The sequence below is a fragment of the Selenomonas sp. genome (assembly GCF_052169755.1).
GTDB lineage: Bacteria > Bacillota > Negativicutes > Selenomonadales > Selenomonadaceae > Selenomonas.
The window spans coordinates 1-7372 of sequence record NZ_JBQNBV010000104.1; the positions used below are offsets into that span (position 1 = coordinate 1).

The 7372-nt window shown below is 59.5% G+C and carries 8 protein-coding genes; all 8 read right to left on the bottom strand.

Features of this window, described 5'->3' with window-relative positions; all coding sequences use genetic code 11:
• Positions 1-190: 190 nt before the first annotated feature.
• Positions 191-682, bottom strand: coding sequence for a deoxycytidylate deaminase (locus ACTTKG_RS07845; protein ID WP_442673666.1), 492 nt, complete (start codon positions 680-682; stop codon positions 191-193).
• A complete protein-coding gene (locus ACTTKG_RS07850) occupies positions 679-2382 on the bottom strand; it encodes a methyl-accepting chemotaxis protein (RefSeq protein ID WP_442673667.1) in 1704 nt (567 codons plus the stop codon). The genes ACTTKG_RS07845 and ACTTKG_RS07850 overlap by 4 nt, the downstream gene beginning before the upstream one ends.
• Positions 2383-2452: 70 nt before the next feature.
• On the bottom strand, positions 2453-2899 hold the full coding sequence (locus ACTTKG_RS07855; RefSeq protein WP_442673668.1) for a universal stress protein: 447 nt from the start codon (positions 2897-2899) through the stop codon (positions 2453-2455).
• 82 nt (positions 2900-2981) lie between these two features.
• The gene (hydG, locus tag ACTTKG_RS07860; protein WP_442673669.1) at positions 2982-4406 is read right to left on the bottom strand and encodes a [FeFe] hydrogenase H-cluster radical SAM maturase HydG; all 1425 of its coding nucleotides are present in this window, start codon (positions 4404-4406) and stop codon (positions 2982-2984) included.
• Between the two features lie 33 nt (positions 4407-4439).
• Entirely contained in the window at positions 4440-4775 is a 336-nt protein-coding gene (locus ACTTKG_RS07865) for a glycosyltransferase family 2 protein (protein ID WP_442673670.1), read from the bottom strand.
• 16 nt (positions 4776-4791) lie between these two features.
• Complete coding sequence (locus ACTTKG_RS07870; protein ID WP_442673671.1) at positions 4792-5889, bottom strand: D-alanyl-D-alanine carboxypeptidase family protein; 1098 nt, start codon at positions 5887-5889, stop codon at positions 4792-4794.
• A gap of 13 nt (positions 5890-5902) precedes the next feature.
• Positions 5903-6403, bottom strand: a complete 501-nt coding sequence (ilvN, locus tag ACTTKG_RS07875) for an acetolactate synthase small subunit (protein ID WP_442673673.1) — start codon at positions 6401-6403, stop codon at positions 5903-5905.
• A 62-nt stretch (positions 6404-6465) separates the two neighbouring features.
• The coding region (locus ACTTKG_RS07880) for a sulfatase-like hydrolase/transferase (protein WP_442673672.1) at positions 6466-7372 on the bottom strand (907 nt) is incomplete at its 5' end.

Below are 7372 nucleotides of genomic sequence, written 5' to 3' on the forward strand. Positions count from 1 at the left end.
ATCGTCGTCTGAAAGGACATGAAAATCCTCCTCGCTGAGAAACACAAAAAGCGGCAAAAAAAAAGCAGCTGCCAAATGCAAAAATCCGTTTCAACGTCTCCTTATTGTACATAAAAATCGCCGATTGTGCAAGACTGCACGCACAATCGGCGATTCTTACGGCTTTTGCTGCGCCATGAAGCAAAAGCGGTCAATCTTCCTGCTCCCCCTGCGGCAGCGAAAAATTGACGGGCAGCTCGCGAAGATTCGTCTCCAGCCGACGATAGTGAACGCCGGCGGCGGCGAACATGCGCTTCGAAGCGCGGGTGCTGTCGGTCGCCGCATACTTGTCCGAGAGGTAGACGACTTCCTTGATGCCGCACTGGATGATCGCCTTGCAGCATTCGTTGCATGGGAAGAGCGACGTATAGATGCGGCAGCCCGCAAGCGATGTGCTCGCGTTCAAAATCGCATTAAGCTCGGCATGGACGACATAAGCGTACTTCTTCTCGCCGAAATCGCCCGTGCTGCCCCACGGGAATTCTTCATCCGAGCAGCCGTTCGGCATACCGTTATAGCCGACGCCGACGATGTGCTTCGCCTCGTTGACGATGCAGGCGCCGACCTGCGTGTGCGGATCCTTGCTGCGATACTTGGAAAAGAGGGCGATGCCCATAAAGTATTCATCCCATGAGATAATCACGGCTTTTCCTCCTCACACATTCCATCCGCTTCCGCTTCTCCATACGCGTGGCTTTCTTCAGGCGCACGGTCTGCGTCATGCACCTCTTCGCCGTCCGCCGCAAGAGCAGCGGCAAGCGGCGGCACAGCCTCGCCCAAAAGGGCGCGCAAGCCATCGGCAGCGGTGCGCAGATCGGCGAGTTTCGCCGTTTCGCCGTCTTTGACGGCGAGCATATTTTCTGCATCTTTCGCCATCTGCTCGTGCAGCGTGCGCACCTCGGCAAGCATCGGCAGCAGATCTTGCGCACCGCTTGGGCGGTTGCCCGCGCGTTTTGCCGTCTCTTCCAACTGCGCCGCCGTATCGGCGAGCGCACGAAGCGCCGCGCGGCTCTCCTTCGCCCCCGCGCCGCCCGCTTCGATGGCAGCGGCGGCTCTGGCGACGTCGTCTCCGAGCGCCGACAAAAGCTCCGCCGCATTCGACGAGAGCTTGCCCGCATCTTCTGACAAGCGGCGCACCTGATCGGCGACGGCGGCGAAGCGTCTGCCTGCATCGCCCGCACGCGCCGCCTCGACCGCCGCATTGAACGCCAAGAGGTTCGTCTGGCTTGCAAGCTCTGCGACTTCGACGAGCGTCTCGCCGATCGCCGCCGCCCGCTTGGAAAGCGTGCGTGCGATCTCATCCGCCGCCCGAAGCTCCTTGGCGACTTCGCCCGTGCGCGCCGCCGCCGCATTCGCCGCCGCACGGCTCTCGCTGAGGCGGCGGCGCGTCTCCTCGGCTTCTTTCTTTACTTCATGCGCATCGCCCTCGCCTGCACGCCCCTGCGCATCGGCGAGAAGAGCCGCCGCCTTTTCCGCCTGCGCCTTCCACGCGCCGACCTGCGCGAGCGCCGATTCCATCACCTGCGCCTGCGCCTCCGTCCCCGCAAGAAGGGTCGTGCAGAAAGCGCCCATGCGCGAAAGCGCTTCAGCAGGCACAGCTTCGAACGCCGCATCGGCAGGCGGAGCGCGATGCACCTGCAGCTCTTCCGCCGCAGACACATGCGCCGCCTCGGGCATGGGCGGCGGCGTATCCTCGCCCCCGCTTTCATCTGCGCCCTGCAAGTGGAGAGCGATGCGCCCCGTATAGGCAAGCAGAAGCCCCAGCCCCGTGAGCACGAGAAGAAGCAGCCCCAGCCCCGCCAAAGCCAAAGAATTTGTCAGCGTGCCGAGAGAACGCGCTTCCGAAGCCTCAGGCACACCGACGAAGATCATGCCGATCGCCTCACCGTCGATGTCGAAGAGCGTGTGATACGAGCCGATCGGGCGCAGGCCGCCAAGATCAGAGCGACCGAGATACGGCGTGCAGCCCGTGAGCACGATCTTCGTGACAGCGGCGTCCGCTTTTTGCCCGGCAAGACGCTTATCGTCCGTCTCGTAAGTCGAAGCCGCGACCGTATCGCCGACGAAGAGCGCGATCTCCGAGCCGGTGACTTCCTTCAAGTGATCGACAAAACTGTTGTTGTCGTTGAGCAGCCGGCCGCCCTTGTAGATGCGCCCGTCCTGCACCGTCCAGTCGCCGGGATGCGTCGCCTCAAGCAGCAAGAGGACGCCGCGCATATCGGCATCGACCTTTTCCTTCCAGATCGTCGCATTCGACGTGCGTGCGCTGTCGTAAGCATGATAGCCAAGCGCGAGGAAAGCCGCGAAAAAAAACAGCGCAAAAAGGACGACGCCGCGCCTCAAACGCGCTGCATCATCCTTGCTTCGAAAGAGATGGGATAGGGGAGATGTTTTCTTATCGTTGCCCTGCATATCAGCGAACCACCATGACGGGGCAATGCACATGCTGCAGCACATACTGACTGACGCTGCCCATTAAGAATCCCTGCAGCCTGCCAAGCCCGCGGCTGCCCATAACGACGAGATCATAGCCTTCATCGTCCGCCGTTTCCACAATCACCTCGGCGGGCGAGCCGATCTCCACCATACTGTTTGTGCGAATATCCTCGGGCACCTCGCGCAGGATCTTCGCCAGCTCCTTATAGGCGCCTTCCTTCAGCTCCGCCGGTGCGTAGCCGCCCAAGCTCACGCGCTCGAAAGCGGCGACCTCCGCATTGAGATCGACGACCGAGAGCAGCATGAGCGCCGCCCCCTGCAGACGCGCAATGTGCGCCGCCTGCCGCACAGCCTGCTGCGCCTGCTCCGAGCCGTCGTAAGGCACGAGAATCCTCCGGATCTCGCTGTCCTTGAAATCCATCATCTTGCTTACCTCCCGAAATCTCCCAAATCCTCCCATGAATATTTTTTATTTCGCCAACGAAGGGAAAAATTCCTCTTTTCTATTAAAAACGAAAATCACGCATCCCGTCGCCGAGTTCCTTGAGATAGAGCGCCGCCTTTTCCTTGACGGCAGGGTTCGGGATGTCCGCCCACTGTTCCTTTATGACGCGCTCGCCCTTTTCCTGCGTCGTCTCTTTCGCATAGTCCTCCAAGTATTCCTTCAGCGTCATGAGCGCATTCGGCAGACAGCAGTTCTTGATCTGTCCGCTCTTGCAAAGGCTCATGAAGCGGTCGCCCGTGCGGCCTGCACGGTAGCACGCCGTGCAGAAACTCGGCACATAGCCGAGGTCTAAGAGCCATTCGATGACCTCATCCAACGTGCGCGTATCGTTGACGTCGAACTGCGCCGAATTTTCCGTCGGGGCTTCCTTCTTCTCATAACCGCCGACGCTCGTCGAGGATGCGCCCGAGATCTGCGAGATGCCGAGATCGAGGACGCGCCGACGGCTCTCCTCCGATTCCCTCGTCGAGACGATCATGCCAGTGTACGGCACAGCGATGCGGATGACGGCGACGATCTTGGCGAAGATGTCGTCGTCGATGGCGTTGGAAAACGCGCCGGGGTCGATGTCATCCGCCGGACGAATGCGCGGCACGCTGATCGTATGCGGACCGACGCCGAAACGCGCTTCCAGATGCTCGGCGTGCATCAAAAGCCCGACGAAGTCGTAGCGATAGAGGTTCAGCCCGAAGAGCACGCCGCAGCCGACATCGTCGATGCCGCCCTCCATCGCGCGGTCCATCGCTTCCGTATGCCATGCGTAATCGTGCTTCGGTCCCGTCGGATGGAGCTTTTCGTAATTCTCCTTGTGGTACGTTTCCTGAAAGAGGATGTATGTGCCGATGCCCGCGTCCCTGAGCTTTCGGTAGTTCTCGACCGTCGTCGCCGCGATATTGACGTTCACGCGGCGAATTGCACCGTTCCTATGCTTGATCGAGTAGATCGTCCGGATGCTCTCAAGCACATAGTCGATCGGATTGTGCAGCGGATCTTCCCCCGTTTCAAGCGCGAGCCGCTTGTGCCCCATATCCTGCAGCGCGACGACCTCGCGGCGAATCTCATCCTGCGTGAGCTTCTTGCGGCGAATCTTTCGATTCTTCGCATGGTAGGGACAGTAGACGCAGCCGTTTACGCAATAGTTCGAGAGATACAGCGGCGCAAAAAGCACGATGCGCTTGCCGTAAAGCTCTTCCTTGATCTCTTTGGCAAGCGAAAACATCCGCTCCAAAAGATCGGGGGCATCAACCGCGAGCAGGAGCGCCGCCTCGCGATGCGTCAGCCCCTTGCAGTCGCGCGCACGCAGCAAAAGGCGCTCCACGAGTGCACGGTCATCCTTATTCGCATCCGCCCACGCGAGCGTCGCAAGGATTTCTTCATGATGGATGAATTCCTCGGCGCGTGCGGATTTCGGATCGTATTTTGTCATGCTTACGCCCCCTCATCTCTCAGAGCATAGCCTTTAGAGATCACAGATACATCCAGCCGCCCGCCAGCACACATCCGAGCGGCTTCGTTTCTCGCCGCGCGTCTCGGCAAAGCCGATGTTCAGCGAGCGCGGCAGTCGTTGATTCTCCTCGTTGCGCACGATGCGTATCCGTCTGTCGCGTGCGGCATATGCAGCCAAAATCGCCGGCGTCGCATCCTTCGAACAATCATCGACGACGATAAGCTCCCAATCCCGCATCGTCTGCGCCAAGATGCTGTCTATGGACTCGCGCAGATACTTTTCGCCGTTGTAAACAGGCAAAACAATGGAAATCAGCGGTTCATGCAGTCTCTCATCTTCCATATCCATCTGTCTCCCCCTGTCTTTAGGAGCCGCTCTTGAAGGAATCGAAGCCATAGTCCAAGAGTGCGGCGGCTTCCAAAGCGCGTGTCTCCTCGTCGTCCGAGTGCATGACGACGGCGATCAGCTCCGTATCGCCGCGCACGGCGGACGCCGCAAGGCAGCCTTTCGCCGCGCGTGTCCAGCCGGTCTTTAGCCCGGTGCAGCCCGGGTAGTCATAGAGAAGCGCGTTCGTGTTTTCACAATAGGTTTTGTAGCCTGTGGGCTGCAAGTAATAGATCGTACTCGCTTTCGTGCCTACAATCTTGCGAAATTCGGGATTCCTAAGACCGTAAGCGGCGATGAGGGCGATATCATGCGCCGTCGAATAGTGATTCGCATCGGGCATACCGTTCGGATTGACGAAGTTCGTATGAAAAGCGCCGATCTCTCGCGCCTTGGTGTTCATCATCCTCGCAAACTTCTCTTCCGAGCCGCCGAGCGTCTCGGCGATGGCGAGCGCGGCGCCGTTGTCGGAGATCAGCATCATCTGGCGCGTGAGATCTCGGAGTCGCACCTGCTCACCGGGGCGGACGCGCGTTGACTCTACGTCGGCGGCAAACGGCGTGATCGTCACGGCGAGATCGGATTTGCCGCTCTCGACGGAGAGGATGCACGTCATCATCTTCGTCATACTCGCAGGATACTCGCGCTTGTCGCCATTTTTCTCGTAAAGCACCTCGCCCGTCTTCGCATTTATGAGGATCGCCGCATCCGCCGTCATCGAACGCACGCTCGCCGGCGGCGTCGCAAAAGCACGCGCTGCGGGCGGCGGCGGTGGCTCAAGAGCCGCCGGCTCCTTGGCGGCGCTCGGCGCAGTCCTGCGCTGCGCAGGCTGTCCAAAAGCGATCGTGCGCCGCGCCGTGCCGCCGTGCTGCGGATCCGTATGCACCGAAGTCTCGCCTACATCGTGCGCACGCTCGCTGACTGCGGCGGGCGCGTGCGCCGCCAACGCGAGCGGCGAGCCGACCGCCGAAGCCAAAAGCACGAGCGCCGCCAAGCCGACGCGCAAAACGCCGCGCCCCAAGGCAAGCCCAGAGCTTCTTGATTTTTCAAAAGAAAAGATTTTTCGTACCCCCAGCAAAAGATCTTCCCCCTTACATCGCCTTGACCGGCACAGGGCCGCGCGAGAGCGCGATGGCGCCCGTACGCGCGATCTCGATAATGCCGTACTCGGAAAGCACCTCGGACAAAGCGTCGATCTTGTCGCCCTCACCCGTAAGCTCAATGACGACATTCTCCTTGCTCACATCGACGATGCGCGCTCGGAAGATGTTGACGACGTTGATGATGTCAGCTCGCGTCTCCTTCGTCGCACGCACCTTGATGAGTACAAGTTCGCGCTTGATCGAATCCACTTCGCTGAGATTGACGATCTTGATGACGTCGATGAGTTTCGCGAGCTGCGTCGTGACCTGCGCGAGTTCGCGTTCATCCTCGACGGACACGACAATATTGATGCGCGTCACGTCCGGCTCTTCCGTATAGCCCGCCGAAATGCTCTCGATGTTGAACGCGCGTCGGCTGATAAGCCCCGAGATATGCGTGAGGACGCCCGGCTTATTGTCAAGAAGCGCCGCGAGGAAAAATTTCTGCATCATGGTTGATTCAACCGCCTTCCTGCCGCCTTGGATCGCCCTTGGGCGGCAACCTCATCATATCACAGATGGGCGAACGACGCCACATGCTGCCATGCGATTGCGAGGAACTTGTCGCGCAACGCGTCGCTCCAGATCTCCCGATGCCCCTCGCGCTCATAAAGACGCCAAGTATAGGCGCTCATGTTGATCGTGCCGTCCAATCGCGTCAAATCTTTCGTTTCCAGACGAAACTCATGCTCCTTCGTGCGTATGTCGAGCTTGTACGTCTGTCCCGGGAATACCGAGTTCGAAATTACATATTCACGCGCCTTGCCGCCGAACGCAGCGGGCAGATTCGCATCCAGCGTTTCATCCACAGGCAGTCCCGCCTCGTGCATGACAATGGCATGAAGATCGAGACTGCTCACAAGCTCATCCGTCACGCCGAGCGCAGGAACGCCTGCGCCGCGCACCATCAAAGCCGTACCGCAGCGCTCATCGCTGAAAAAAAACGGATCCGCGCTATGAATCGAAATGCCATGATCGGAATACGCATTGATGATGTACTCATCCTCTGCATAACGCTCCTCAATGTATCGAAACAGCTCGCCGAGATCCCGATCCATGCGCTCAATCGCAGCCATGTTATCGTAAACATTGCGCCGCTTTCCATCGAGAACGAACGCTCGCTCCCTCGGCGTCCCCTGATAAACGCGCTCCTGCCACGGGAGCTTCGCCTGCGTCTTAAACCGCGGCGGCACTACATACGAAACAACGGGATGCGAATCCTCGACATGAAGAAATACATAGTTATCGCATTCATCAAAGGCGTCGAGATGATCCATCGTCCGCTTGACGCCCTCATACGCCGGATGGGTGATGCACGGAGATACAAGCATACGATCATAGCCGCGCTTGTACCCGCAGCCGATGCCCGAAGAATCGCCCATCGTCTGCACACAGTGATAGCCAAGCTCCTTCATGCGC